Origin of the sequence: Neobacillus sp. D3-1R, assembly GCF_052180215.1 — a bacterium.
Lineage (GTDB): Bacteria > Bacillota > Bacilli > Bacillales > Cytobacillaceae > Pseudoneobacillus.
In genome coordinates this window covers 994,666-1,018,451 of the sequence record NZ_CP197471.1, presented here as the reverse complement: position 1 = coordinate 1,018,451, position 23,786 = coordinate 994,666, and the positions used below count along the sequence as shown (strand labels likewise).

At 37.3% G+C, this 23,786-nt stretch carries 26 protein-coding genes, 2 riboswitches and 1 other annotated feature; of the genes, 10 read left to right on the top strand and 16 right to left on the bottom strand.

What is annotated here, in order from left to right; translation table 11 throughout:
• Position 1: 1 nt before the first annotated feature.
• The 9 genes from ACSBPO_RS05090 to ACSBPO_RS05050 all read right to left on the bottom strand — a co-directional run bounded on the left by ACSBPO_RS05090 (position 2) and on the right by ACSBPO_RS05050 (position 7,787).
• On the bottom strand, positions 2-2,320 hold the full coding sequence (locus ACSBPO_RS05090; RefSeq protein WP_442598984.1) for a xanthine dehydrogenase family protein molybdopterin-binding subunit: 2,319 nt from the start codon (positions 2,318-2,320) through the stop codon (positions 2-4).
• A 44-nt stretch (positions 2,321-2,364) separates the two neighbouring features.
• The gene (locus ACSBPO_RS05085; RefSeq protein WP_442598983.1) at positions 2,365-3,342 is read right to left on the bottom strand and encodes an XdhC family protein; all 978 of its coding nucleotides are present in this window, start codon (positions 3,340-3,342) and stop codon (positions 2,365-2,367) included.
• A 177-nt stretch (positions 3,343-3,519) separates the two neighbouring features.
• Positions 3,520-3,864: a hypothetical protein gene (locus ACSBPO_RS05080; RefSeq protein WP_442598982.1), complete on the bottom strand. Its 345-nt coding sequence runs from the start codon at positions 3,862-3,864 to the stop codon at positions 3,520-3,522.
• Between the two features lie 147 nt (positions 3,865-4,011).
• Positions 4,012-4,569, bottom strand: a complete 558-nt coding sequence (locus ACSBPO_RS05075) for a 2-oxoacid:acceptor oxidoreductase family protein (RefSeq protein ID WP_442598981.1) — start codon at positions 4,567-4,569, stop codon at positions 4,012-4,014.
• 1 nt (position 4,570) lies between these two features.
• Complete coding sequence (locus ACSBPO_RS05070; protein WP_442598980.1) at positions 4,571-5,317, bottom strand: thiamine pyrophosphate-dependent enzyme; 747 nt, start codon at positions 5,315-5,317, stop codon at positions 4,571-4,573.
• Positions 5,314-6,378, bottom strand: a complete 1,065-nt coding sequence (locus ACSBPO_RS05065; protein WP_442598979.1) for a 3-methyl-2-oxobutanoate dehydrogenase subunit VorB — start codon at positions 6,376-6,378, stop codon at positions 5,314-5,316. Before ACSBPO_RS05065 ends, ACSBPO_RS05070 begins: the two co-directional genes overlap by 4 nt.
• Before the next feature lie 19 nt (positions 6,379-6,397).
• On the bottom strand, positions 6,398-6,628 hold the full coding sequence (locus ACSBPO_RS05060) for a 4Fe-4S binding protein (RefSeq protein WP_442598978.1): 231 nt from the start codon (positions 6,626-6,628) through the stop codon (positions 6,398-6,400).
• 14 nt (positions 6,629-6,642) lie between these two features.
• On the bottom strand, positions 6,643-7,317 hold the full coding sequence (locus tag ACSBPO_RS05055) for a hypothetical protein (protein WP_442598977.1): 675 nt from the start codon (positions 7,315-7,317) through the stop codon (positions 6,643-6,645).
• Positions 7,318-7,466: 149 nt separating this feature from the next.
• Positions 7,467-7,787, bottom strand: a complete 321-nt coding sequence (locus ACSBPO_RS05050) for a hypothetical protein (RefSeq protein WP_442598976.1) — start codon at positions 7,785-7,787, stop codon at positions 7,467-7,469.
• 276 nt (positions 7,788-8,063) lie between these two features.
• Here ACSBPO_RS05050 and ACSBPO_RS05045 point away from each other — a divergent pair, with 276 nt between their 5' ends.
• On the top strand, positions 8,064-8,510 hold the full coding sequence (locus ACSBPO_RS05045; protein ID WP_442598975.1) for a Dps family protein: 447 nt from the start codon (positions 8,064-8,066) through the stop codon (positions 8,508-8,510).
• A 51-nt stretch (positions 8,511-8,561) separates the two neighbouring features.
• On the opposite strand, the gene ACSBPO_RS05040 is transcribed toward ACSBPO_RS05045, so the two are convergent.
• Both ACSBPO_RS05040 and ACSBPO_RS05035 read right to left on the bottom strand, forming a co-directional pair.
• On the bottom strand, positions 8,562-9,989 hold the full coding sequence (locus ACSBPO_RS05040) for an amino acid permease (RefSeq protein ID WP_442598974.1): 1,428 nt from the start codon (positions 9,987-9,989) through the stop codon (positions 8,562-8,564).
• A 214-nt stretch (positions 9,990-10,203) separates the two neighbouring features.
• Positions 10,204-10,677, bottom strand: coding sequence for a GNAT family N-acetyltransferase (locus ACSBPO_RS05035; RefSeq protein WP_442598973.1), 474 nt, complete (start codon positions 10,675-10,677; stop codon positions 10,204-10,206).
• Positions 10,678-10,893: 216 nt separating this feature from the next.
• Here ACSBPO_RS05035 and ACSBPO_RS05030 point away from each other — a divergent pair, with 216 nt between their 5' ends.
• The 8 genes from ACSBPO_RS05030 to ACSBPO_RS04995 all read left to right on the top strand — a co-directional run bounded on the left by ACSBPO_RS05030 (position 10,894) and on the right by ACSBPO_RS04995 (position 16,761).
• Positions 10,894-11,094 carry a hypothetical protein gene (locus ACSBPO_RS05030; RefSeq protein WP_442600443.1) on the top strand — a complete coding sequence of 67 codons (201 nt, stop codon included), beginning with the start codon at positions 10,894-10,896 and terminating at the stop codon, positions 11,092-11,094.
• 227 nt (positions 11,095-11,321) lie between these two features.
• Positions 11,322-12,125 carry an alpha/beta hydrolase gene (locus ACSBPO_RS05025; protein WP_442598972.1) on the top strand — a complete coding sequence of 268 codons (804 nt, stop codon included), beginning with the start codon at positions 11,322-11,324 and terminating at the stop codon, positions 12,123-12,125.
• A 125-nt stretch (positions 12,126-12,250) separates the two neighbouring features.
• Positions 12,251-12,355, top strand: a riboswitch (SAM riboswitch).
• A gap of 82 nt (positions 12,356-12,437) precedes the next feature.
• Positions 12,438-13,451 (top strand): methionine ABC transporter ATP-binding protein, encoded by a 1,014-nt coding sequence (locus ACSBPO_RS05020; protein ID WP_442598971.1) that lies wholly within the window; start codon positions 12,438-12,440, stop codon positions 13,449-13,451.
• Entirely contained in the window at positions 13,441-14,106 is a 666-nt protein-coding gene (locus ACSBPO_RS05015; RefSeq protein WP_442598970.1) for a methionine ABC transporter permease, read from the top strand. Before ACSBPO_RS05020 ends, ACSBPO_RS05015 begins: the two co-directional genes overlap by 11 nt.
• A gap of 65 nt (positions 14,107-14,171) precedes the next feature.
• Positions 14,172-15,002, top strand: a complete 831-nt coding sequence (locus tag ACSBPO_RS05010) for a MetQ/NlpA family ABC transporter substrate-binding protein (protein ID WP_442598969.1) — start codon at positions 14,172-14,174, stop codon at positions 15,000-15,002.
• 372 nt (positions 15,003-15,374) lie between these two features.
• Positions 15,375-15,647, top strand: coding sequence for a hypothetical protein (locus ACSBPO_RS05005; RefSeq protein ID WP_442598968.1), 273 nt, complete (start codon positions 15,375-15,377; stop codon positions 15,645-15,647).
• Positions 15,648-15,757: 110 nt separating this feature from the next.
• On the top strand, positions 15,758-16,354 hold the full coding sequence (locus ACSBPO_RS05000) for a spore coat protein (protein ID WP_442598967.1): 597 nt from the start codon (positions 15,758-15,760) through the stop codon (positions 16,352-16,354).
• A 17-nt stretch (positions 16,355-16,371) separates the two neighbouring features.
• A complete protein-coding gene (locus ACSBPO_RS04995) occupies positions 16,372-16,761 on the top strand; it encodes a hypothetical protein (protein WP_442598966.1) in 390 nt (129 codons plus the stop codon).
• Between the two features lie 70 nt (positions 16,762-16,831).
• On the opposite strand, the gene ACSBPO_RS04990 is transcribed toward ACSBPO_RS04995, so the two are convergent.
• Positions 16,832-17,329, bottom strand: coding sequence for a DsbA family oxidoreductase (locus ACSBPO_RS04990; RefSeq protein WP_442598965.1), 498 nt, complete (start codon positions 17,327-17,329; stop codon positions 16,832-16,834).
• A gap of 306 nt (positions 17,330-17,635) precedes the next feature.
• Positions 17,636-17,902, top strand: a binding site (T-box leader).
• Positions 17,903-18,135: 233 nt separating this feature from the next.
• Between ACSBPO_RS04990 and brnQ the strand changes: the two genes are divergently transcribed.
• The gene (gene brnQ / locus ACSBPO_RS04985; protein ID WP_442598964.1) at positions 18,136-19,476 is read left to right on the top strand and encodes a branched-chain amino acid transport system II carrier protein; all 1,341 of its coding nucleotides are present in this window, start codon (positions 18,136-18,138) and stop codon (positions 19,474-19,476) included.
• 95 nt (positions 19,477-19,571) lie between these two features.
• On the opposite strand, the gene ribH is transcribed toward brnQ, so the two are convergent.
• From ribH to ACSBPO_RS04965, 4 genes are all read right to left on the bottom strand, one after another.
• Complete coding sequence (ribH, locus tag ACSBPO_RS04980) at positions 19,572-20,036, bottom strand: 6,7-dimethyl-8-ribityllumazine synthase (RefSeq protein WP_442598963.1); 465 nt, start codon at positions 20,034-20,036, stop codon at positions 19,572-19,574.
• Between the two features lie 16 nt (positions 20,037-20,052).
• Entirely contained in the window at positions 20,053-21,246 is a 1,194-nt protein-coding gene (locus tag ACSBPO_RS04975; RefSeq protein WP_442598962.1) for a bifunctional 3,4-dihydroxy-2-butanone-4-phosphate synthase/GTP cyclohydrolase II, read from the bottom strand.
• A 12-nt stretch (positions 21,247-21,258) separates the two neighbouring features.
• Positions 21,259-21,921 (bottom strand): riboflavin synthase, encoded by a 663-nt coding sequence (ribE, locus tag ACSBPO_RS04970; RefSeq protein WP_442598961.1) that lies wholly within the window; start codon positions 21,919-21,921, stop codon positions 21,259-21,261.
• 147 nt (positions 21,922-22,068) lie between these two features.
• A riboswitch (FMN riboswitch) is annotated at positions 22,069-22,219 on the bottom strand.
• A gap of 53 nt (positions 22,220-22,272) precedes the next feature.
• Complete coding sequence (locus ACSBPO_RS04965; protein ID WP_442600308.1) at positions 22,273-23,760, bottom strand: glycoside hydrolase family 32 protein; 1,488 nt, start codon at positions 23,758-23,760, stop codon at positions 22,273-22,275.
• Positions 23,761-23,786 lie beyond the last annotated feature (26 nt).

Genomic DNA, 23,786 nt, shown 5'->3' with positions numbered 1-23,786 from the left:
TCTAAACCCTCCCTTCCTTTATTCGCCATAAAATTTCAGGAATCAGGGGTAAATGATTGATTTCTACATCCAACGCTTTGGAAAGACTATTGGCTAATGAAGCAGGCATTCCTAATAATCCATGCTCCCCAACTCCTCGCGCCCCATATGGAGCATCAATTTGTGGAGTTTCAACAAAGTCGACCACATACTGAGGATGTTCCCCAAACCTTATGGGACGATAGGTTCGAAGTTGGTCATTTAAGACTCTCCCATGCATATCAAAGAAAAAGGTTTCGCGGCCAGCAAAAGACAACCCCATACTCATTGCCCCCATTACTTGCCCTACGGCTCCCTTATGATTAAGTACTTTCCCGATATCAATGACCGAGATAGCTTTTAGAATCTTATAACGGTAGGTTTTCGTATCTATTTCAATTTCTACACCTTCTGCGCCAACCGTCCATTCTGGGCCAGGCCTTCCAGCACCCGTTTCCTTATCTAATAAAGTCATCCGTCTCATGATATAATTTCCATGTCCGATGATTTGACCACCTATTGAATTACCGTTTGGATATTTGTAACCATATGCGATATCTTTTACTTCTAAATAAGTATATGGTTGGTCTCGAAGGAAAACTTTTTCGTTTCCTACCTCTAAATCCTCCGTTGAAACACGTAATACCTGTGCAGCGATACTTTTTAACTGTCCTATCACATCATCTGCTGCTTGCAGGGCCGCTCGACCTGCCATAAAAGTTCCCCTGCTAGCAACCGTTTTCCAATGCTCAGGTGTATTTTGAGTTTCAACTTTCATTTGTACATGAACTTTTTCAACAGGCATTTTTAAAAGCTCTGCAACAATTTGTGCTAAGACTGTTTTTGTACCTGTTCCAATCTCGACAACTCCTGATATCAAATTAATACTCCCGTCAGGATTAAACATTAGAATAACGCCAGAGCTAGCATTCTCATCAATAGTTGAGGTTTTCCATATACAGCTTATTCCTTTTACTTTTAGGATGTTGTTTCCTAAATCCACTATTTGCCCTTCATTCCAATTCATTAGTTCTTTTAATCTGCTAATACATTCGGGTAAATTACCTAGATTACTTCTATTGAGGAGGACTTGTGTGGGAGTAGTGTGTCCTGGTAATATAGCATTTTTGTTTCGTAACTCAAGTGGGTCCATATTTAACTTATTAGCTAAAATGTCCATAGCTCTTTCGAATGCAAATAAAACCTCCGAATGAGCAAATCCTCTAAACGGGGCTGGATAAGGATGATTGGTATACACACAGAGAGAATCACACGAAATATTTTCGATGTGATAGGGACCTGTGCAATCTACTGCACCAGCCCGACTAAGATCAATCGCCTTATCAGAGTATGCTCCGCCATCCCATAAATAAAGGATTTCTGCAGCTTTTAAATGGCCATCCTTCATACATCCTAGTTTAATAGTAGCTTCGAGACCAACATGCCCCGGTGCAGTTATGAGATCTTCTTCTCTTGTATATAAAAGTTTAACCTGTCTACCACCGACTGCTTTTGATGCTATATATACTAAAATTTCTGATTGTACCGATCCTTTTCCACCATATGCTCCACCCACTAACGGAGTTCTAACAAGAATTTTTCCTGATTCAACACCAAAATAAGTAGCTATAAGTTTTTTAATCATGAACGGGGCTTGGGAAGTAGAAGTAATTTCAACTATTCCATTTTCATGTATTTGCGCAAAAGAAACTCGAGTTTCCATGGCGGCATGACTGGAAGGATTAAAGGAAAATCTAGCTTCAATCGTCACCTCACTTTCATCCCAGCCTTTTTTTATATCTCCTTTTCTTATTTTTTGTCGACTGGCAATATTCGTCCCTGGTTCAGGATAAACCATTTCTCCCTTTTCATAGTTACCTAGATTTTCATGCAGGATTGGTGCATTAGCTAGTAAAGCCTTACTTGGAGAATTTATAACAGGAAGAGGTTCGTATTCTACTTTTACAGCATCCGCTCCTCGTTTTGCTGTGATGGGATTATCAGCGACCACAACCGCTACCACTTCACCATGGTATCGAACTCGTTCAAAGGCAATGGGTGGACGATCCCGAAGTTCTTCCCCTGTTAATGGTAAATTTTCTCCTGTAATGATTGCTCTAACTCCAGCTACTTTCTCTGCTTCAGATTTATCAATATGACGGATTCTAGCATGGGCATAGGGACTTACCACCAATCTTGCATGTAACATCTCCCGATTTTCATAGTCGTTGGTATACTTTGCTTGACCTGTCACCTTTTCTAGAGCTTCTTTCCGTATTACGCTTTTGCCAATTACCCTCATATTTAATCACCACTTTCATATAAGGTGTTTCTCTTCTTCAACTATCAAAAAAAACTGGTTTGATTGCTTATTTTTATCATTTCGGCCATAATACTAGTGGCAATTTCATTGGGACCTTTTGCCCCAATTCTCAGCCCAATAGGAGAATATAGATGTTGAGGAATGGGACTGTTATTTAATAAACGCTCAGTCCTTTCTCTTGGGCCAAGGACCCCAATATAAGCAACATCTTTATCTAAAACGAATTGAAGAAATTCCTTATCTTTACTGAAATCATGGCTCATAATTACGATATAATCTCTTTGGCAGAATTCAAGTTTACAAACGATTTCTATTGGATTGCCAATAATAAATCGGTTTGCCTCAGGAAAGTTTTTTCCCGTACATAAACCAGAACGCCAATCACATAAAATGACATGAAATCCATTTCTAGTTGCTAAGGAAACTAGTGGCTTTGCATCATTTCCAGCTCCAAAAAGTATTAATCGTTTTTTCGGTTCATACACATGCACAAAAGTGTAGTTTCGATCCTTTTCATTAGATTGCAGGCCACTTTTGTGTGGGATTAGCTGGGCATCATATTTTTCCACTTCGATAAACTCGTATTTTACTACCATAAAATCCTTTGTTAGGTATTTGATATGTAAAACTGATTTTCCCATCAATAATTGATCTCTTAACAAGAGTAAATCGTTCTTTAATTGATTAGTTATTGGTTCTATTAAGACATGAATAATACCGTTACACCCTGCCCCTCGCCCCCATGCATAATCGTCTTCATGACTCATATCATAAGAAAGAATTCGTGGAGTCTGACTGTTGATAATCTCTTCAAACCGTTGAAATATATCTTCCTCCAAGCATCCAGGGGAAAGCATACCAAAATGGGTACCATCCTCAAGGATTAACATGGATGTGCCTTCCTTTAAATAGGCTCTTCCTTCTACATGGATGATTGTGGCAAGAACACTTTTTTGTTCACTTTTGGAAATGGCATTCAACAATTCGAGCATGCTTTCCATTGCTGCCTCCTAGTTTATAAGAAGTAAATGACAAGCTTATTTCTCGATAATTCTTCCTTAAAACCTATGATATAATTTTTGAAAAATGTTAGTGAATGAGAATAATATTAAATGGACATACAAAAAAATTCCCCCTTAGAGCTGGGGGAATACATGATGTTTTATTACGATTTAGAATTAATAAATGAATGGGTAACCATAGCCATAGCCATACGGCATGCCATATCCGTAACCATAACCATACGGAGAAAGTAAGGAGCCAGCTATCAATCCGCCTGCTAAACCACCTAAGAATGGACCACCAAAGCCCCATCCCCATGGTCTTCCCCAACCCCATGGGCGGCCCCAACCAAAACCGAATCCTGGACGGCCCCAACCGCCAAATCCAAATCCTGGGCGACCGAATCCACCAAAACCAAATCCTGGACGGCCGAAACCACCGAAATGGCCAAAACCTCCAAAAGGTCTAATTCTTTCATCCAATTGCTCTGTTAAAAATTGATTATTTTGAATATCATACATGAATATTTAGCCTCCTCTTTTTTTTCTCTCTAAATAGTATGCTCGTGCCTAAAAGAGGTATAGGCAAATACCCTTTTTAGGGAAAATTTGAGATAATAGGAAAAGAGTCTTTGGTTATGCAAACCAGAGACTCTTTTTAAATGTCCATTAATCAACAGATATGGTTTGTTCCTGAACTAAGGTCATTCCCTTTACAATGGCTTGGTTATTTATGGATAATAGGTGATGCTTTTCTGGAGATAATACCTTTTTCAAGGCTTCCTTAATAGAGTCCAACCCTAAAATCTGTGTTTTTTCCAGATAGGCACCTAATAAAATCATATTTGCAACCCGAGGATTTCCAAGTTCTATCGCTAAGGCAGTCGCATTCATTTTTATTACTTCAATATCATTTCTTGAAGATTCCTTATCGACTAGGGATGTATCTATAATAATCAGTCCACCGGTGCGAACCATTGGTTCAAATTTTTCAAAAGAAGGATTATTTAAAGCAATAAGTGTAGAAGGTTTGCTGACAAGTGGGGATCCTACTGGTTCGGTACTGATAACCACCGCACAATTAGCCGTTCCTCCACGTTGTTCTGGCCCGTATGACGGTAGCCACGACACATGCTTTTCTTCGTACATCCCGGCATAAGTTAATAATTGTCCCATAGACATAATCCCTTGACCGCCAAAACCTGCAATAATGATTTCTTCAAGCATTTTATATTCGCTCCTCTCTGTTTTTATAAATACCAAGAGGATAGGCAGGAACCATGTTGTCCTTTACCCATTCAAGCGATTCAGTTGGATCTAGTCCCCAGTTTGTAGGGCAAGTGGATAGAACCTCTACTAATGAAAAACCTAATCCTTTCTTTTGTGTTTCAAACGCTTTTCTAATAGCCTTTTTGGCTTTGGCTATGTTTGGAACGTCATGGGATGATACCCTCTCAATATAGGCAGCCCCATCAAGGGTCGCGATCATTTCACTAATTCGGATAGGAAGCCCTTGTATGTTAGGATTACGTCCTTCTGGAGAGGTTACCGTTTTTTGCCCAATTAGGCTTGTCGGTGCCATTTGACCTCCAGTCATTCCATAAATAGCATTATTGACGAAAATAACGGTGATATTTTCACCTCTTGCCGCAGCATGAATGACTTCGCTAATTCCAATAGAAGCTAAATCACCATCCCCTTGATAGGTAAAAACAAAACGGTCAGGAAGCACTCGTTTGATTCCGGTAGCCACTGCTGGTGCACGCCCATGTGCAGCTTGTGTCATATCACAATTAAAATATTCATAGGAAAGGACCGAGCAACCAACAGAGGCTACCCCAACAGTGTCTTCAAGAATGCCCATTTCCTCTAAAACTTCACCCACTAATCTGTGGATAATTCCATGTGTACATCCTGGGCAATAATGGGTTGGCTTATCCGTTAATCCTGTTGTTTTTTCATAAACAGTTATCATACTTCGACACCTCCTGCAATGGAAATGATTTTTTGATAAATTTCCTCTTGCGTTGGTACGATTCCACCCGTTCTTCCATAAAATTCAACAGGTGCATGCCCATTTACAGCTAGTTTAACATCCTCAATCATTTGTCCTGCGCTCATTTCTACTGTTAAATAGGACTTTACCTTCCCTCTTGTTTCTATAAATGGCTTTTCAGGGAATGGCCAAAGGGTTATTGGACGGATTAGACCCACCTTTATGCCTTCTTGTCTTGCTTTTTGGATAGCATTCATAGCAATTCTAGCAACTGTACCAAATGCAACAACTATATGATCGGCATCTTCGGTATGAATAGCTTCATATCTTACTTCAATTTCTTTTATTTGTGAGAATTTCGATTGAAGATGATGGTTATGCTTTTCTAAGCTTTCAGCATCTAGCTCAAGTGAGGTGATGATTTTCGGTCCCCCATCTCCTCGAGTTCCAGTTGTTGCCCAATTTTTGGGTGGAAGCTGTTTAGGGCTTGCTTCTTTAAATTCAACTGGTTCCATCATTTGTCCAAGCATTCCGTCCCCCATAATGATAACAGGTGTACGATACCGGTCTGCGATATCAAAAGCATCTTGAGTTAAGTCAACAATTTCTTGAAGGCTGGCAGGTGCAAGTACAGGGATATGATAATCGCCATGTCCACCACCCTTTGTTACCTGGAAATAGTCTGACTGAGCCGGTTGAATATTTCCAAGTCCCGGGCCACCTCTTACAATATTACAAACGACTGCAGGTAACTCTGAAGCTACTAAAAAAGATATTCCTTCTTGCTTTAGGCTGAAACCTGGACTTGAGGAAGATGTCATGACCCTAACTCCGGTCCCTGCAGCTCCATATACCATATTTATCGCTGCTATTTCACTCTCTGCTTGTAAAAATAAACCGCCTACTTCTGGAAGTCTTTTAGCCATATAAGCTACTAGTTCACTTTGAGGTGTAATGGGATATCCGAAAAAATATTTGCAGCCTGCATGTACGGCTGCCTCTGCTATTACTTCATTTCCCTTCATTAAAACCTTTGCCACGTTAACTCAACTCCTTTTGCTAAACAGATAATTTTTTCTTTTTAGGACGATAAACGGTAATAACTGAATCTGGACATATTTGAGCACATTTTGCACAGCTAATACATTTCTCTTGCTCCAAAACGGTAGCTGGCCGATATCCCTTTCCGTTCAAATAATCGGCAAGAAAAATGACATTTGTTGGACAAACATTTATACAGAGGCTACAAGATTTACAAATGTCTTCGGTAAATTCAACTCTTTTTTCCATTTTCTGTTTCCTCCTTATTTATTTTCCCAAGGGAGTTTCATATAACGATGTATAAAAATGACTGGATGTTGTTTAGAAAATTCGATTGAGATATCTTTTAGATGATCTGAGATGGTTGTATATAGTAAGGGGATTTTCGTTATTTCTGAAACTTGATTGGCTAATTCCAATCCTTTTTGGATGTCTTCCATCGTTGTTTCAGAACCAATATTCGTGTTGTTTATAATTCCTTTTATCGGTAAACGTGCGGCTTCTTCAATTCTTTGAATAGTAGATATTGCCCCATCTATTGTACTGACATATGGACGATTTCCATTTAATACAAACAGCATTTCTGGATTCATGCCTTTCCACTCATGATAATACTGACCAAGAGCCGTTGCCCCGTCCTTATCTCCACCTGCATCGATAATAATTCGATAAGCCGGGTCATGGAGAACACGATAAATTTCACCTGATACAATTGGTAAATCTGCCATAGCAAGATGTCCCTTTGGGGCAATCAATTCAATGTCTAGGTTTTGGAATTCTTGCTTGATGTCTCTCGTACGATAATAAGGATTAATGACATCTAAATCGTTAATGGCTACTTTTTGATGTAGCTTTCTTTCTGTAATAGCCTTATTGATGGCAATTTCAGTTTTACCACTGCCAAAATGGCCAGTGAAAATAGTGATTTTTGTATCCATTTTCTTATGGCCTCCATTAGTATTTGTAAGCGCTTACAGATAAGGTACTATTTTTATGGTCTAACACTCATTTATTATAAAAACTCTTAGTCGAATCCGCTTTGACTTTTATCACATTTATAAAAAAGAAGTTCCAAAAGGAACTTCTATTAAGACATAAAAGTAATGATCACCTTTTGTGGCATGTCACTTTCATTATAGACATCCTTTTTAATACGTTCACAAGATGGCATTTGGAACGAAAATTCTTGAACATTTTCAGGAATGGTACCTTCTAACTTCAGCTTATCAAAAACCATTTGCATGGCATCATCTGTATCAATACATTGGTTTGATCCTTCAAATTTTAAGCACTCTACACAAGTCTCAACAATATTTTCATCAATATGTTCTTGGGTGAAAACTAATTTTGCCCCTGTCATTTTTTCCACTTCTTTATTTTCTAATTCAATAATGGTAGTTACATTCATTTCTAACACCTCCGGTTATTTATATTTTCATTATAGAAAATATGGTTTCTCAATTGTGAAAAACAGAACAAAGTTCAAATTATCTTCAAAGCTTTGTGACAGAACAACGTCAAAAATACATCACCACTTTAAAGCACCGGGGGTCTGACCCCCGGTGCTTTAAAGTGGTAAATTATCTTGAATATTTAGTTTGTTTAATATGGTTTATTATGGGGAAAATGAAAATTGGTAGGGAAAAGTATAGTCCTATTTGTTCTTAGAAATGGAGGAATCAAAATGGATAACCAGCTTTCAAGTATGATTAATAAGCAAATAGCCAACTGGTCTGTATTATTTATTAAACTTCACAATTATCATTGGTATGTAAAAGGTAATCAATTTTTTACTCTGCATACGAAATTTGAAGAGTTTTACAATGAATCAAGTCTTCATATTGATGAATTGGCAGAAAGACTATTAGCCATTGGTGGACAACCAGTTGCCACAATGAAAGAATGCCTGGCCATGGCTTCTGTTCATGAAGCATCCGGAACTGAATCGGCTGAAGAAATGGTACAAGCTATTTCTAGCGATTTTTCTCTTTTAATTGGTGAATTAATAGAAGGAATGTCCATTGCTGAAAACGAAAATGATGAAATTACAGGTGATATGCTTTTAGCGATTCATTCTAGCTTAGAAAAACATGTATGGATGTTAAAAGCCTTTCTTGGAAGATCCGTATAAAAAATGCAAAAAGAGACTAGTCCAAATAAAGATGGCTAGTCTCTTCATTTTTTATGCTATTTTTTGGGTATCATTTTGTTTTTTCTGAGTTTGAGCTAATACTTGTTTAGAGAAGACAATTCCACTTGCTAATAGCAGCATACCAAAGGTGAATGTTTTGATATCTGCGGTACCGGCAATGATGACCCAGATAGAATAGGCCGTTGCTAGGACAGCAATCATTCCATCTACCCAACGATCCTTCATCATATTTGCGTACGTATCACCAGTAACGACCAATTTAATTTGGAATACAGATGAAATAAAGTAAGGTACTAAATAAGCTAATGTTGCCACATAAATAACAAAATCAAAAGCTGCTGAAATGGAATTAGAGATGGTAGAGAATATAAATAATTGTGCTAAGCCATTACTTAGTACTAAAGAGAAAACAGGAATTCCATTATCGTTTACTTTTAAAAATGATTTTAAAAATAGTCCCTGTTTTGCAGCTTGGTAAGGGACCTCCGCACTTAGCATTACCCAACCGATGGTTGAACCGATTAAGCTTACTAATCCAATAGCTGCTAATACCTTTCCACCAACTGGACCTAATACAGTTTGAATAGCATCGATTAATGGTGTTTCCGAAGCGATTAACGTTTCTTGTGTCAGCATTCCCATCACTAAAGTACTGATCCCAATGTAGATCGCTAATGCAATCAATAAACCTAAAATGGTAGCACGCTTAACGTCCGTTTGTTTCTTCGCTCTTGAAGCAAAAACAACAGCTGATTCAACACCAATAAAAGCCCATAAGGTAGAAACGGCTGCATTATTAATTTGTCCAAATAAACCAAATGTTTGACCAGCGTCCCCAACGCGTGGGGCAACAAATGGCACTAAGTTAGCAGAATTAAAGGCAAATAAACCTACTACAATAAACAGAAAGAATCCAATAACCTTTGTTGCAGTTGCCAAGAAGTTTAACTTACCTGCATTATCAAGGCCACGTAAGATAATAAAGTGAGTTCCCCAAAGCAAAATGGTAGCGACCAAAAAGGTTAAAGCATTTCCTACTTTTAATTGAAAAGAGCCAATTTGTAGAAGTTCAGCATCACTTGTTAAGATTGGGAAGAATGTAGAAAGGTATCCAGTAAAAGTAGTAATAATCGCTACGTTCCCAGCAAAGTTTCCAATCCAATATCCCCAAGATGCCATGAATCCTGAAAGAATGGATGCTTTCGAATCTTTCTTAAAAAGCTCCTTCGCATATATTTGCGGCCCACCTGTTAAGTTTGGCTTTCGAATCGCTAAGTTCCCAAAAACTAGTGCAATCATTAATACTCCAACACCTGTTAAAATCCATGCACCCATTACCCCTGCAGGACTCGCAGCTTCTGATAAAGAACGTGGAAGCATAAAAATCCCTGAACCAACCATGTTACCAATCACTAATGCTGTTAAAATCCAGAATCCAAGTTTGTTGTTCTGCCCCATCTGTTTTCGCCTCACTTTTCATCATCGATTTTCTAATATACTTAATATCTTACTCTATTTTAATTTTTATTTTAAAAAAACAAAAAACACACCTGAACACGGTGTGCAATTATTAAATGAACGCTTATCATCATACAATCTATGTCGAATTGTGTCAAAGGAAATTTTAGTTAAGTAAAGTGTTAAAGGGTGGGTCTTTTTCCAGATTTTATACCTACTTAATTTGTAAATGCATCAAGTATTGTGGACCTATCTCCCCAATTCGTTCTTCACCTGTATCATCGAATCCCGTTTTATCGTATAAAACTCTTGCTCCCTCATTTCTTTTATTAACGACCAGGACAATTTCATTCACCTGTGGAAAGTTATTTTTGACAAATTGCGGTAATTGCTGCATTGCTTTTTTGGCATATCCTTTTCCTTGTTCATTAAAATCAATGGATAAAGCACGCAGGAGCATAGCGTTAGGATTGCTAGTGAACGAACGTATATCCTCTCCATAGTGAAGAACAAAAAATCCTACCACCTCATTATCACTCGAAATGACAATCGGAAAACGGTTTTTATCTTGAATGGATATTTCCAAAACATCAACGGGAAGTCCTGTAAATTGATGCTGGTCTTCAGGTAACTGAAATGATAATAATTTTTCTTCATACTTTTTTTCAAAAAATACTAGTTGAACCAATACATATACCTACCTTCTATTATTTTACATAGGCTCTTTTCTAAAACTTTGTTACTAATGTTATTTATTAAAAGGGATTACTCAATGTAGTAAATTGAAACTCGTTTAAAATCAAGAAAAGAGCTACTCACTTCTAAAGAACTGCAATCTAAACGAAAACAGCCTTTACATAACAATATGTCTATATAGACATTCTAATACAAGGAGGTGATCGATGTGGACGAAAAGAATCGACACAATTTACCGGATTTCGACAGTCTTGATGATCGAATGATTGCACGACAACCTAGCTCGCCAATGCTTGTCATCAAAACAAATTTAGACCCAAAAGATGTCACCGAAGAAAATCCTTACCTTACAGATGAAGCTAATCAGGATAAAAATAAATTTCGCAACTTTTTTGAAGGTGACTCTTAGAAATCGAGTCACCTTTTTTCTAAAGACTCTTTTCTGAAACTTTGTTGCTTTTTCTAACTAATAAATAGGCATTTCACTATATAGGGTGTTGAAACTCATAGGATATGAAGAAAAGAGCTGATCTCTTATTAAGAGAGAGCCTGTAAAAATCCGGCTTTAGGGATTTTTACGATAACCACAAACTATACGAAAACAGCCTTTCTAAAAAACATGAAGGAGAATTGGATATGGAGATCGTTAAACCAGAACCCTTTACCTTTGAAGGCGGAGAAAAAGCAGTCTTACTTTTACATGGCTTTACCGGAAATTCAGCTGATGTTCGTATGTTAGGAAGGTTTTTAGAGAGTAAAGGTTATACGTGTCATGGTCCTCAATATAAAGGTCATGGCGGGGAATCTCCTGATGAATTGGCCAATTCTACTCCTTCTGACTGGTGGCAAAGTGTTCTTACCGGATATCAACATTTAGTAAATATGGGATTTAAAAAGATTGCGGTAACTGGCATCTCCTTAGGTGGGGTAATGTCATTAAAGCTTGCGATGGAAAAACCAGTTGTGGCGGTTATTCCAATGTGTGCTCCAATGGGATTTGTTCGTGATTCTGTTCTAAACGAAATGGTCCGTTCATACGCTGAAAGTTATAAAAAGTTTGAAGGAAAAACGGATGAACAAATCTCACAAGAATTAAATATGTTAACGAAACAACCTATTCCAGCCGTGCAAGGTCTCCTAGATTTAGTGGCAGAAGTAAAACAAAATCTACAAAATGTGGAAGCACCAATCCAAATCATTCAAGGAAGAAAAGACAATGTCATTGATTTACAAAGCCCGGACATTATTTTTAATCATGTTCATTCTAGTGAAAAATCAATTAAATGGTATGAGCAATCAGGTCACATCATCACGCTCGAAAATGAAAGAAATAAAATCGAAGAAGATATTTATCAATTTTTGGAAAGTCTCAATTGGAATGAACAATCTAATTTATTGTTTGATGTTAAAGAAACAGAAGCACCGCAAATTTGGTGGTAAAAAATTTTCCCCCTTTTAAAGACAACATTGTAAGCGTTTACTAACTTATTTTTCAAAAAAAACGGATTGACAGAACATTTTCTTAGGATTATGATACGACTTAGTTAAAAAAATTACATATTTCAAACTTATCAAGAGTGACCGAGGGATAGGCCCTATGACGTCCGGCAACCTCCTTTTTAGGAACGGTGCCACTTCCTACAGAATGATTTCATTCTGAGAGATAAGTCGTATAGATTGTTTACGATGCCTCTTTCAGATGAAAGAGGCTTTTTTATTTTTTCAAATCTGATATTCGGGAGGTTTACAGAGATGATTCGGATTGAAAATCTCGTAAAGGAATACAAAACAAAGAAGGGTACGGTGGTAGGGGTTAATGATGTTTCCCTAACCATTCAAAAAGGAGAAATATATGGGATTGTCGGTTATAGCGGTGCTGGAAAAAGTTCACTTCTCCGTTGCTTAAATCTGCTAGAAAAACCGACATCTGGTGCCATTCATATCGATAATCTAGAGTTAACTTCCTTAAATGAAAAGGATCTTCGAGCTGCACGGCAAAAAATTGGTATGATTTTCCAGCATTTCTATCTCGTTTCCTCGAAAACAGTTTTTGAAAATGTTGCTTTCGCCTTAAAAGCAGCAAATAAACCAAAAACTGAAATCGATGTTCGTGTGACAGAATTACTTGAATTGGTTGGACTGAGCGACAAGCGTGATGTTTATCCAGCACAGCTAAGCGGTGGTCAAAAGCAAAGAGTTGGAATTGCAAGAGCTCTTGCGAATAACCCACATGTTCTTCTTTGTGATGAGGCAACATCAGCACTGGACCCAAGTACAACGAAGTCTATCTTATCTTTATTAAAAAAAATAAATAAAGAGCTTGGATTAACCATTGTGTTAATCACCCATGAAATGGACGTTGTAAAAGATATATGTGATCGAATTGCGGTTATGGAAAATGGTCAAGTCATCGAGGAAGGTCCTGTATATGAAATTTTCGCAGAGCCAAAACAACCTCTAACAAAAGCATTCATTAATAGTGTTCTTCATTTTGAATTACCAGAACATCTACTCGAAAGCAGAGTAGGTACAATTGTAAAAATTCAATTTAAAGGATTGGTTGCAGAAGAAGCTGTTGTTTCCGATATGCTGCAACAATTCAAAGTTAAAGGGAATATCCTTCATGGAAAAATCGAATATATCCAAGGGACACCCTTAGGGATTTTTATTATGGAGTTATCCGGTGAAAAAACAGAAGTTAATCGTGCTATTGATTACATAAAGGTACGTACTAATAACTTGGAGGTGGTCTTAGATGCCGCTTGATTCCATCATTGAGATACTGCCGGATTTAAACAAAGCTTTTTTTGAGACCCTTTATATGGTCCTCATTTCATTAGCTGTTGCAATTGTAGTAGGGTTACCTCTTGGAGTTTTATTATTTGTAACGGACCGAGGTTTATTTTTAGAAAATCTACCTACTAAAATTCTTTCAGGTTTCTTTGTTAATACGATACGCTCCATACCTTTTATCATTTTATTGGTTGGACTCATCCCATTAACAAACTTAATTGTAGGAACAACTATTGGGCCTACTGCTGCAAGTGTTTCCTTGTCTGTAGCGGCCATTCCGTTTTTTGCTAGACTCGTAGAAACCTCTCTACGTGAAATAGACAAAGGTGTCGTGGAGGCAGCTGTTGCTGTCGGTGCCACACCTTGGATGATTATAAAAGATGTATTACTTCCTGAAGCTCGTCCAGGAATTGTTCAAGGTATTACTCTAACAACAATTAGTTTAATTGGTTTTTCAGCAATGGCTGGAATTGTCGGCGGCGGTGGAATTGGAGACCTTGCTATACGCTTCGGCTACTACCGTTACGACAACACCGTGATGTTCACAACAGTGATTGTATTGATTTGTTTAGTCCAGCTTATCCAACTATCAGGCGATCAAATCGCCCGACTTGTTGATAAGCGCTAAAAATATATTGATGGTGACAGGCACCTGTCGAATTAATTTTCTACAAAAATAGGGGGAAACAAGAAATGAAAAAGCTTTTATTATTATTAGTTCTAGTGTTGTCAGTTGGAGTCATTGCTGCTTGCGGCAATACAGAAAAATCATCCTCTTCTTCAGAGGATAAAAAGGAAATAAAAATTGGGGCAACTGCTGGTCCTTACAGTGACATGGTTTCAAAAGCAATTAAGCCGTTACTGGAAAAGAAAGGCTATAAAGTAGAAGTTGTAGAATTCAGTGATTATATTCAACCGAATAAAGCCCTTGGAAACGGCGATATCGACGCTAATCTTTTCCAACATAAAATTTACATGGAGAACTTTGCAAAAGAAAACAACTTAGAACTATCTGAATTAGTAGTCGTTCCAACTGCCCCAATGGGTGTTTATTCTAATAAATATAGTTCATTAGACGAAGTCGCTGAAGGTAGCACAATTTCATTACCAAATGATCCTGTCAATCTAGCACGTGCGTTAGGAGTATTAGAGGATGCTGGATTAATTACATTAGATCCAGACGTAAATCCACTTACAGTTTCTGAAAAAGACGTGAAGGATAATAGTAAAAATCTCAAATTACAGCCAATTGAAGCTGGCCAACTTCCACGTTCTGTTGACAGCGTTGACTTAGCTGCTGTCCCAGGAAACTTTGCTTTAGCCGCAAAAATGGATCTTTTAGATGCTCTTGTACTTGAAGACATGCCAGATGATTACCGCAACCGTGTCGTTGTAAATACGAAAGACCTGGATGCTACATTTGCAAAAGACATAAAAGAAGTAGTAGAATCCGCTGAATTTGAAGCAACCATGGATGAACAATTCAAAGGTTTTGGTAAACCTGCTTGGATGGCTAATCGTTAATAAAATGAACAGTATCATCCCGTTCGGTTGTGGCGGAGAAAATGATGATTCGCATTTGAATAACAACATAAATCCACAATAAAAGCCGTCGATTTCAATGTTAGAAATCACGGCTCTTTTCTTTGGCTAGAACAGAGAAGTTTATTTATGAAAAACTGAACACTAATTGAACAGTAGTTTCTAGAATTTATAAATAGCGGATTGTAGGTCCGATAAATGTTTTCTTTTATATTTTGCAGACACAGGGTACGTTTTTTATAAAACACAGGTCCTGCTTACTTTTCGCAAAAAAGAATAATAATTACTTATGGAAACAATTACTGATAGCATTTCCAAGCCCTTTCCCCTACCCTTTAATTAGGGGGAGATCATATGAGATATATAACAGTGGAACAATTAAAGAACTTGCCTGATTCTATTCGCGCAACGAAATATTTACAAACTATATGGTATCAAATTGAAGAAGGTTTTATTCAAACCCCGCTAGCTTTTAAACAACTTACTCATATTCAACATGAGGCTCCAGAAGGTTGGGAATTAAACTTTGATGGACTCTCTTTTTCATTAAGTAAAATTATTCAAAATCATGGTAATTTATGTATCTACATTCAAACTAATGGTCTAATCACTTATAAATTATTCTAGTAAAAACTCTCAAGAGCTCTTGAGAGTTTTTTTACATATTTAAAGCAATAAAAAGGAAAAATGAACTTGGGTTGTTTACCCACACCATTTAATCTTTGGAGGCAAGTTGAATGAACATGATGAACCAAGGAACTATTGGCGCAGGTGAAACGTTACAGTACCATGAGGTATTATGTAGTTCCATAAATGCAATTAATCAATTTCAACTATATCAACCATATTGCCAAGACCCAGAATTAAAAAACATCCTTCAAAACCAATTAAATTTCATGGTTTCTGAATACAATGCGATGGTGCAGGCTTTAAATAGCAAAGGAAATTCAACTTCCTTACCACCTGCCAACCTTAATAAAGCGTTTACGCCATCATATGGAATGACACCTTCATCACCCGAGCAGCCAAATAACTCGATGAACCAGATGAATGACCGAGATGTCGCTTCGGGAATGCGCGATTGTTCAAAGGCCTCCGCTATTATGAGAACCTACGCTGCATTAGAATGCTCTGACCCACAGCTAAGAAATATGATGGCACAAGGTGCAAGAAACTGTATTGATCAGGCGTATGAAACATGGACCTATATGAACAAAAACGGCTATTACAGGGTTCCCGTTTTTGATCAGGCTACAATGAACACGCTTCTAAGTACTTATCAATCAACTAACTCAACATTTGGAATGCCTAAGCAAAACCAACAATTAATGTAAATAAGGGGGAACATGGTATGCATACTACTCAACATGGTATCCAACAAATTAACCAATGCAAGCAGCTTGCTCAACAATTGATCAACCAAACGCAACAAGGAAATCAAATGTATCAACAAATGCTTCAATCGGAACAACAAAACATCCATATGTTAGAACAGCTTTTACAGCGTGAGCGTCAAGCAGTTCAAATCATCCAACAAAGTTTACAAGGACATGAATTGGCTATTCAGAAATGCCAACAAGTCATTAATCTTTGCGAGCAAATGGAACACCAATTAACTGGACAACAAACGTTCAACACATATGCCCAAACCAATTATGTACCAAATGTAAATACCGCCCAAACTCACTTCGTCCCAAATATCAACACAATGACTCATATGCCTACTTATCGGAACCTATAAAAATAATTTATAAGGGATATGTATCGTGCCAAAATTATTTTAGCACGATACATATCCCTAAAATAATTTTTTACCGATTCTTTTCCTTTTCAATCGTTTGAACTAACTCTTCTTTAGTCCGAATTCCTTTTAAAATGGTTTCCCCAATCATAAAGGTTGGGACCACTTGGATGTCTGCTTCGTTATAGGCGTGGTACAGGGCTGCTTTGTGAACTTCCATATATTCTCGACTCTCAAGAGATTGACGAAAATCCTCTTTATTAAGACCAATCTCACCAGCTAAATCCGTTAAAATATCCATTTTTCCTATATCTAATTCATCGATAAAAAAGGCCGTAAACATTCGATGATTATACTCATTTCCCTTCCCTTGATTTTTGGCAAACTGGTAACCTTCAAAGGCCAAATGAGTATAGGGCTGTGGCGACACTTTCGGTAAAATAATTGGGTTACCCAATTTTTGAGCTGTGGGGTATACAAAATTTTTCCAAGTAGTTTGGAGATACTCTCCTTCAGGCTCTAATGTTTCTGTCGGATACGGACGCAGTTCAAATGGCATCCACTCCACCTCAACAGCTGTTTCCTTCAGCGCCTCTTGTAGCGGAACCTCCGCTAAAAAACAATAAGGTCAGACATAATCTGAGTAAACTTTAACAACTAGTTCCATATATGAATCTCCTTTAATTATTCTCTATCAGCCATTTCATTATTGTTTGAATAACAATAATTATCATACTCCATTACTGTCAGTATAAAATATTATTTTAAATCAAACAAAAATGTAATCGTTTTCAGAAATAAATATATTTTCTAAATATATTGACATAGTTTTTTAAAGCTGATATTTTATATTTAAATAATTTTTAGTCTATTTAAAAAATTGATGACGAGAAGAGTAAGATAAGAATCTTGTTCTCCAGAGAATCGGTAGGGGTTTAAATCTAAACCCAATGGTGCGAGCCGATGTCCAGACCTTATCCGAAAATCATCTCCGAGATGCAATACTGAAAGGTTTTTTAGTAAGTATTGCCGGCTAGTCCTCCGTTACCAAGGAACACGTATGATTGTACGTTGAATGAGTGCCGCATAATGTTTGTATTTGCGGAACTAGGGTGGTATCGCGAGTTAACTCGTCCCTATTATTAGGGGCGAGTTTTTTGTTTTTTCATCAAGGCTCTTTTCTGAAACTTTGTTGCTTTTTCTGACTAATAAATAGGCATTTCACAATATAGGGTGTCAAACTCATATGAAAAATGAAGAAAAGAGCTGAGTCCTTATTAAGAGAAAGCCTGTAAAAATCCGACTTTAGGGATTTTTACGAAAACCACAATCTATACGAAAACAGCTTTAATCATAGAGAGGAGAAAGTAAGAAATGAAAAAGAAAGATACTCTATTAGTTGGTTTAATGTTATTTTCAATGTTCTTTGGGGCTGGGAATTTAATTTTCCCTCCTTTTCTAGGTTCTCAAGCAGGTACCGCTTTTTGGCCAGCAATAATTGGATTTGTATTAACTGGTGTAGGTTTGCCTGTACTGGTTTTAGTAGCCATTGCTTTATCAAAAAATGGTGTCCGTTCACTCGGTAATTATGTCCATCCAAAGTTCGGATTCTTATTTACAATAATCGTTTATTTATCCATCGGACCCTTCTTCGGGATTCCTCGTAATGCGAATGTTGCCTTTGAAATGGGGCTAAAACCATATCTCGGTAATACAGCAATAAATCTATCCGTACTCTTATTGATTTTTACCGTTATATTCTTTGGACTAGTTTATTTATTAAGCTTGAACCCTACTAAAGTAACAGATTATATGGGGAAATTCCTTACCCCAACCCTATTATTGTCCATTATTTCTTTATGTGTAATTGCCTTTATTCAACTTGATCAACCTTTACAGACCCCAGCTGATTCCTATCAAACAGCACCATTTATTAAAGGTTTTATCGATGGCTACTCAACTATGGATGCTTTAGCAGCTTTAGCATTTGGAATCGTCGTCGTAAGTGCTCTGCAACAAAAAGGCGTGGTGGAGCAAAAGCAACAAGTGAGCTACACATTAAAAACTGGTCTTGTAGCGGGAACTGCCTTAGCTATTGTTTATGTAGCACTTGGTTGGCTCGGGGCTAGTATGACTTCAGAAGGTCCATTCGAAAATGGGACTGCTCTTTTGTCCACCGCTTCAAATCTTTTATTAGGTAAAAGTGGAATTGTATTACTTGGAATTATTTTTACCCTTGCATGCTTTACCACTTGTGTAGGTCTTACGATATCTTGCGGACATTATTTTAATAAGCTGTTTCCAAAAATAAGCTATAAAGTAGTGGTGACACTCGTAACAGTTGTTAGTTTTCTAGTAGCTAATCTGGGATTAAATCAAATTATAGCCGTTTCTATTCCATTCTTAGTTATGGCTTATCCCTTAACGATTGTTTTAGTCGTGTTAGCATTCTTTCATCGATATTTCAATGGTTCACAGAAGGTTTATGGTTTGAGCATGTTATTTACCGGTGTTTTTGCTGTCTATGATGGATTAAAAATGTTTGGATTAGAAGTAAATAGCTTAAATCAGTTCGTTGGTATGCTTCCATTATCATCATATGGTTTGGCATGGGTAGTGCCTGCTTTATTAGGTTTATTGTTGGGTGTTATTTGGGCACGAATAACTAGAGACCATTCCGTTGTGAAGGTACTTGAAACTAGAAGTCAGAGGTAAATCTTTAACCATAAAATGGCCGTAGTACATTGAAAAAACCGCTAGGATAATGAAAAAACTTCATTCCTTGGCGGTTTTTTATTAAAATAATATAATTATAATGCTCTATATAGGTTTGCCATTTCGATGGCACTTACTGCTGCTTCCCAGCCTTTGTTGCCTGCTTTTGTTCCAGCTCTTTCAATCGCTTGTTCAATGGAGTCTGTTGTTAGTACACCAAAGATAACTGGAACTCCTGTATTTAATGCAGTAGAAGCTACTCCTTTAGCTGTTTCGTTACATACGTAATCAAAATGTGGAGTAGATCCTCTAATAACTGTTCCTAAAGTGATAACGGCATCATAATTATTGCTTTTTGCCATTTTTTGAGCAATTAATGGTATTTCAAAGGCACCTGGTACCCATGCAATATCTACATGGTCCTCACTAACTCCATGTCTTTTTAAAGCATCTTGTGCTCCGCTTAATAATTTACTTGTAATAAATTCATTAAAACGGCCTACAACGATACCTACTCTTAACCCTGTGCCAACTAAATGACCTTCAAATACTTTACCCATTTTGATTATCCTCCATTTAAAAATTAAGCATATGACCTAACTTTTTATATTTTGTTTTTAAATAGTTTTCATTTTCTTCTCTAACTTCCATTTGAATAGGAACCCTTTCTACAACCTCAAGTTCATATCCCTTCAACCCTTTAATTTTTCGAGGATTGTTCGTTAGAAGGCGCATTTTTTTAATACCTAAATCTTTTAATATTTGTGCGCCAATCCCATAATCTCTTAAATCCGGTTGGAAGCCCAATTTTTCATTTGCTTCCACTGTATCCAACCCTTCCTCTTGTAGCTTATAAGCCTTCATTTTATTTAATAGACCAATTCCTCGGCCTTCTTGTCGCATATAAAGTAATACACCACGGCCTTCTTTTTCAATTTGAGCTAAAGCTGCATGAAGCTGTGGGCCACAATCACAACGATAGGAACCAAAGACATCTCCAGTTAAGCATTCTGAATGAACCCTTACTAGTACTGGTTCATCTGAAGCAATTTCTCCTTTAATTAAAGCAACGTGCTCTTTGTTATCTACGACGTTTGAGTATCCAACGGCACGAAACTCTCCAAATTCAGTAGGAAGTTTGATTTCAATTTCACGATTAACTAGCTTATCTTTTCGGTTCCGATATTCAATTAAATCCTTTATAGTAATCATTTTTAGTTCATGTTGGTCAGCAATTTTCCGTAGCTCTGGTACCCTAGCCATTGTTCCATCTTCATTCATTATTTCACAAATGACGCCAGCTGGCTTAGCTCCACATAGTTTTGCTAGGTCCACTGCCGCTTCCGTATGGCCAGCTCTTCTAAGAACTCCACCTTTTTTGGCTATTAACGGGAAAATATGGCCAGGTCTTTTAAAATCAGCCGCTTTTGCCTCAGGATCTAGCATGTTCAGAACAGTTGCGGAACGTTCAAATGCTGAAATTCCTGTTGTGGATGATTTGTGATCAATACTGACGGTAAACGCTGTACCATGGGGATCCGTATTACGTGAAACCATGTTGTTAAGCTCGAGCTTTTCTGCTAGGCTTTCCTCAATCGGTATACAAATTAACCCTCTTCCATATGTAGCCATAAAGTTTATCACTTCAGGCTTTGCTTTTTCTGCCAACGCGATGAAATCACCTTCGTTTTCACGATCTTCATCGTCACAAACAATAACTACTCTTCCTTGCATTAGTTCATATATCGCTTCTTCAATTGGATCAAACATTCTTATCTCTCCTTATTTGAACCCATTTTCTTCTAAAAATTGCTCGGTAATACTCGACTTTCTTTTTGGAGTTTGCTCCGTATTCAATCGATTAGCTAAAAAGTGATCAACATACTTACCTAGCATGTCGCACTCAACATTGACCATATCACCAGGTCCTTTCAACCCTATGACAGTCTCACTTAAAGTATGAGGAATAAGGGATATGGTAAAGTGATCATCAGAAACTCCAAAGACTGTTAAGCTTGTACCATCAACTGCAACAGAACCTTTATAAATAATGTATCGAAGAAGTTCACTTTCTACTCCAATTTCATAGTAAACGGCATTTTCATATTGCTTTTTGCTTTTAATGATTCCTATTCCATCAGCATGGCCAGAGACAAAATGACCTCCAAATCTTCCGCCGGCTGCCATTGCTCTTTCTAAATTTACTTTCGATCCACGTTTTAAAGTTTTCAGACTCGTGGCTCTTACCGTTTCCGGCATTACATCAACTGTAAATTGGTTATTCGTAAAGGAGGTTACTGTTAAACAAACACCATTAACAGAAATGCTATCACCCAGTTGTGCATCTTTTAAGATTTTATTGGCTTCAATTGTTAAGACAATCGCTTCACCTGTTTGCTTAATGGTTAAAATAGAGCCAATCTCCTCAATGATTCCTGTGAACATTCGCTATTCATTCTCCTTTGCAGGATACTTTAAAGCTTTTGTCTTTATTTCAACGAAAAAAGACCCAAAAGTTTTCACTTCAGGGCCTTAAAATGACAATAAGAAATAGAGGCTTTAGTTCATTATTTAAAAAAACTAAATCCATACATATTCCTTCTCCCATCCAGACTATACTGTCGGCTCTGGAATTACACCAGATCCACCGCATAATAATTACATTTATTACACGGGTCACGGACTTAGAAGCTGATGCTTCATCACCGCCGGTTGGGAATTTCACCCTACCCCGAAGGAAATATTCAATTTATTATTCTTTATTATACGTTAATCCTTTTATAAAAGGAAATGAAATCACTCATTTATCTTTAAATCCCACTTACTTAGATGAATAAGGTCTATTTCTTTGTCACCGAAGAATCGGATTCCTTGAGCGCTCTCACTTGGATAAATTCTACCTGTCATGACTTTTTCACCATGATTGATAAATACCTCAAGCGACGAGGAATCAAGAAAAATATGTAAATGAAGCTGTCCATCTAATAGTTGTACAGGTACTTCGCGAACTCCACCAGGTCCTGCTCCAGATTTATTTCGATTAAACACAAACATTTCTGTTTCCTTGTTATAGGAGAGCACGGTTTCTTCCTTTTCACTAACTCTAAGTTTTAGTCCAAAAGTAGTCGCTTCTTTAGGAACAATAATTAATTTAAGTTCGATGGATTTTCCTTTCACATGAGGAATTTCGATTTCTTCTTTAACCTTTACATTTTGATAGGACAAGGGATTCTGACGTAACTTTTCTAATTCTTTTACTGGTGTACTTATGATTTGGCCATTTTTAATAGTTAATTCTCTAGGAAGTGTCATAGCCCCAGCCCATTTGTATTCTTGTTCGGGCATGGAACTTTCCCACATCGCCATCCAAGCAATCATAATTCTTCTTCCATGAGGGTCGATCATGGTTTGTGGAGCATATACATCAAAACCATAATCTAATAGCTGGAACTCCCCATGATGAAGCATGCCATTTTCAAAATCTAATTCTCCTAACATATAGCCAGATTGATGTAAATTATGATAAAGGTATCCTTGTGGACTTAAACCTTGAGGAGACATCATTAAAACATCATTCCCGTTAAGATGAAAGATGTCAGGACATTCCCACATGTATCCTAAATTACCGTCCCCTTTAGCAGCAACATTTATAAACTCCCAATTGATAAGATCCTTTGATCGATACAGAAGGATTTGCCCAATATGGTCTTTTGTTCTGGAGCCTAGCACACAATAATAATTCTCTTGATGTTTCCAAACTTTAGGATCCCTAAAATGATATGGATGGATATCTCCATTAGGGGCAGAGGAAATGACAGGATTTTGCTTTATTTTTTCAAAATGTATCCCATCTTCACTAAATGCTATACACTGAACTTGCTTCAAATCTGTATCATGATTTCTTCCTGTCCAAACATTCCCTGTATACATTAAATATAGCTTGCCGCCTTTTTCAATTGCACTTCCAGAAAAACAACCATCCTGGTCATAATCCTCACTTGGAGCTAGTGCGATCGGTAGATGTTCCCATGTAACTAAATCGTTACTTTTCACATGTCCCCAATGCATCGGTCCCCATTCAGGTGAGTACGGGTGATACTGAAAAAAAAGATGATATTCTCCTTTATAGAAACAAAATCCATTCGGGTCATTTATCCAATAAGCTGGTGCAGAAATATGGTATTGCAGCCGCCAATGATTTTGAGCAATCTTATCTTTCACTTCATTTACAGAGTTCTGTGCTTTTTGAATCAAGCTTTGATGTCTATTATTCAAACCGGTCACCATCTTTTTATAGCTTTTATCTTTCA

Excerpts from the sequence above, each read along its gene's own strand:
- ACSBPO_RS05090 (WP_442598984.1), bottom strand. The coding sequence starts at position 2,320 with ATGAGGGTAATTGGCAAAAGCGTAATACGGAAAGAAGCTCTAGAAAAG.
- ACSBPO_RS05085 (WP_442598983.1), bottom strand. The coding sequence starts at position 3,342 with ATGGAAAGCATGCTCGAATTGTTGAATGCCATTTCCAAAAGTGAACAA.
- ACSBPO_RS05080 (WP_442598982.1), bottom strand. The coding sequence starts at position 3,864 with ATGTATGATATTCAAAATAATCAATTTTTAACAGAGCAATTGGATGAA.
- ACSBPO_RS05075 (WP_442598981.1), bottom strand. The coding sequence starts at position 4,569 with ATGCTTGAAGAAATCATTATTGCAGGTTTTGGCGGTCAAGGGATTATG.
- ACSBPO_RS05070 (WP_442598980.1), bottom strand. The coding sequence starts at position 5,317 with ATGATAACTGTTTATGAAAAAACAACAGGATTAACGGATAAGCCAACC.
- ACSBPO_RS05060 (WP_442598978.1), bottom strand. The coding sequence starts at position 6,628 with ATGGAAAAAAGAGTTGAATTTACCGAAGACATTTGTAAATCTTGTAGC.
- ACSBPO_RS05055 (WP_442598977.1), bottom strand. The coding sequence starts at position 7,317 with ATGGATACAAAAATCACTATTTTCACTGGCCATTTTGGCAGTGGTAAA.
- ACSBPO_RS05050 (WP_442598976.1), bottom strand. The coding sequence starts at position 7,787 with ATGAATGTAACTACCATTATTGAATTAGAAAATAAAGAAGTGGAAAAA.
- ACSBPO_RS05045 (WP_442598975.1), top strand. The coding sequence starts at position 8,064 with ATGGATAACCAGCTTTCAAGTATGATTAATAAGCAAATAGCCAACTGG.
- ACSBPO_RS05040 (WP_442598974.1), bottom strand. The coding sequence starts at position 9,989 with ATGGGGCAGAACAACAAACTTGGATTCTGGATTTTAACAGCATTAGTG.
- ACSBPO_RS05025 (WP_442598972.1), top strand. The coding sequence starts at position 11,322 with ATGGAGATCGTTAAACCAGAACCCTTTACCTTTGAAGGCGGAGAAAAA.
- ACSBPO_RS05020 (WP_442598971.1), top strand. The coding sequence starts at position 12,438 with ATGATTCGGATTGAAAATCTCGTAAAGGAATACAAAACAAAGAAGGGT.
- ACSBPO_RS05015 (WP_442598970.1), top strand. The coding sequence starts at position 13,441 with ATGCCGCTTGATTCCATCATTGAGATACTGCCGGATTTAAACAAAGCT.
- ACSBPO_RS05010 (WP_442598969.1), top strand. The coding sequence starts at position 14,172 with ATGAAAAAGCTTTTATTATTATTAGTTCTAGTGTTGTCAGTTGGAGTC.
- ACSBPO_RS05005 (WP_442598968.1), top strand. The coding sequence starts at position 15,375 with ATGAGATATATAACAGTGGAACAATTAAAGAACTTGCCTGATTCTATT.
- ACSBPO_RS05000 (WP_442598967.1), top strand. The coding sequence starts at position 15,758 with ATGAACATGATGAACCAAGGAACTATTGGCGCAGGTGAAACGTTACAG.
- ACSBPO_RS04995 (WP_442598966.1), top strand. The coding sequence starts at position 16,372 with ATGCATACTACTCAACATGGTATCCAACAAATTAACCAATGCAAGCAG.
- brnQ (WP_442598964.1), top strand. The coding sequence starts at position 18,136 with ATGAAAAAGAAAGATACTCTATTAGTTGGTTTAATGTTATTTTCAATG.
- ribH (WP_442598963.1), bottom strand. The coding sequence starts at position 20,036 with ATGGGTAAAGTATTTGAAGGTCATTTAGTTGGCACAGGGTTAAGAGTA.
- ACSBPO_RS04975 (WP_442598962.1), bottom strand. The coding sequence starts at position 21,246 with ATGTTTGATCCAATTGAAGAAGCGATATATGAACTAATGCAAGGAAGA.
- ribE (WP_442598961.1), bottom strand. The coding sequence starts at position 21,921 with ATGTTCACAGGAATCATTGAGGAGATTGGCTCTATTTTAACCATTAAG.